This is a genomic window from Shewanella sp. SG41-4, from assembly GCF_014164505.1.
In the GTDB taxonomy this organism is placed as follows: Bacteria; Pseudomonadota; Gammaproteobacteria; order Enterobacterales; family Shewanellaceae; genus Shewanella.
Window position 1 is genome coordinate 1 of record NZ_JACJFI010000450.1, and the last position, 2226, is coordinate 2226.

Below are 2226 nucleotides of genomic sequence, written 5' to 3' on the forward strand. Positions count from 1 at the left end.
ATTGACGTCGACAGAAGAAGTACCTGCAGAGCTTGATACATGACGCTTGCCATTAACAAGTACGAGCGTTCTATCAGAACCCATACTTCTTAAATCGAGTAAATTAAGACCCGAAGTACCAATAAAACGACCTGAGTTGGCCAGTGAATAGGTGTTGCCTAGTGCAGGTAATTGGTTTAGCGCTTCACCAATATTTGTTACACCTGTTGATAATAACTCGTCGCCAGTAATTACTGTAACCGGCGTTGGTGCTACTGCGCCTTCGCGAATAATACGAGAGCCTGTTACTGAAATACGCTCAACATTTGATTCGACAGCTGTTGTTTGTTCAGCAAAAGCATTGATTGATAAGGTGGCAGACAAAGCTGCACCACTGATTAGCGCAATACGAACCGCATTGGCTAAATTTGAATTAACTTGCATTTATCACTCCCAGAGATGTTTTTTCTTATTGAGTAACTTTTGAGTACATTTTTAATAAACAAATGAAACAAAATTACATAATAGGGATATAAACATAACAAGGGAGAAATACAATAGTGGTTAATCAACTGGTTAGCTAATTAAGTATTAACGGTTAAATCTATGATTCGTTACAAAAATAGAACAGTTGGATGATAAATGCGTAATTTTGTAAATTAAAAAATTTGCAAAACCTTGCGTTGTTCTATTTAAGTATATTTATTGGTTATTAATTGTTGCTTTTTGAGTGTGTTTTAATCTTGCAATGTTAATTATTTGTTTTTATTTTAGTGCGAATTTTAAGATGAAATATTTTAATGAACATAAATATGAGACCTTGATCATATTAATACGGTTTTATTGTCATTTATTTAAAAAATAAATTTAATCATTAATGCTTTCACGCAGATTATTTGTTTCTGAATATACAAAGAATGGAATGTTATTTATGCATGGTTGGTGAGTTATTATTTCAGATAAATTTAAAATGAAGTAATTTTCTAACAATATGTCCCTCATCTACAAATCGGCCCATCAAATTAATTGATGCTAATCATCATTATTATCAGATTTTATTCTGGTTATTTCAAAGGTAGTCTTATGTTTCGACAAGAAGGCCGCCATGAATAGTAGAGTGATAATACATGTCTCACTGTTCCTACAATATTTATGCTGCAGCCAAAGAATAACCATTAGTGTATTTGGAATGTAGTTTATGACTGCTTTAACAACAAAAACGTCAACGGTGCCGATACAGAGTGTTTACACACAAGACGCTGCGAATAGTGCAGTTATCAACATGTGCCAGCAAGCTGAACAATACGGACAATCTAAAGTCATTAAGTCGCACTTAGAGTCATTCGGCTTAGCTATTTTTGCCGGTGCTTTCATTGCGTTGGCTTTTGTTTTTTATATTACGGTAACGACCGGAACAATTGGTCCTTGGGGGCAAGTGCGCTTTATTGGCGGCTTAGCGTTTAGCCTAGGGCTAATTCTAGTGGTTATTTGTGGAGGAGAACTCTTTACCAGTACGGTATTAAGTAGTGTTGCATGGGCTCAGAAACGGGTAAATACCAAAGATTTACTGATGTGTTGGACTCGTGTTTATGTTGGCAATTTCATTGGTGCTATGTTGATGTTGTTGTTGATTTTAGGGGCTAAAATGCACCTACTCAATGGTGGTCAATGGGGTTTGAATGCATTAAATATTGCGCAACACAAAATACATCATGATTGGAGCCAAGCATTTATTTTAGGTATTTTATGTAATGTTTTGGTGTGCCTTGGTGTCTGGATGACGTTTTCCAGCAAAGACGTACTAACCAAAGCCTTCTTACTTATGCTGCCCGTCGCCATGTTTGTTAGCAGTGGTTTTGAACACAGTATTGCTAACTTGTTCATGGTGCCGCTGGGGATCATGTTGCAGCAATTTGCATCGGCTGATTTTTTTAATGCGATTGGTGTACCAGCAAGCCAGTTTTCTGATATCACAATAACGCATTTTCTGTTTAATAATCTTATTCCTGTCACGTTAGGCAACATCGTCGGCGGTGCTTTATTTGTCGGCCTTGCTTATTTAATGATTGAACGATTAAAGCACTCTAATGCTAATCATACAGCGCCTATGGCGTTAGCAACGTTGGCATTAGCTGAATGTATTCCGGCGATTGAGGCGCATATTTCAAACCAGGCTATGTCAAATCAAGCTGTTTCAAATAAGTCAGCTTCTAACCAGTCTAATTCAGATAAACCAATACCCAACGT

At 36.7% G+C, this 2226-nt stretch carries 2 protein-coding genes; one reads left to right on the forward strand and one right to left on the reverse strand.

What is annotated here, in order from left to right:
* Nucleotides 1-423, reverse strand: a 423-nt coding sequence (locus tag H5202_RS20930) for a TonB-dependent receptor plug domain-containing protein (RefSeq protein ID WP_182773758.1), incomplete at its 3' end; no start/stop codon positions are given.
* A gap of 838 nt (nucleotides 424-1261) precedes the next feature.
* Between H5202_RS20930 and focA the strand changes: the two genes are divergently transcribed.
* Nucleotides 1262-2226 (forward strand): formate transporter FocA (focA, locus tag H5202_RS20935; protein WP_259397416.1); only part of this gene is annotated, 965 nt, incomplete at its 3' end.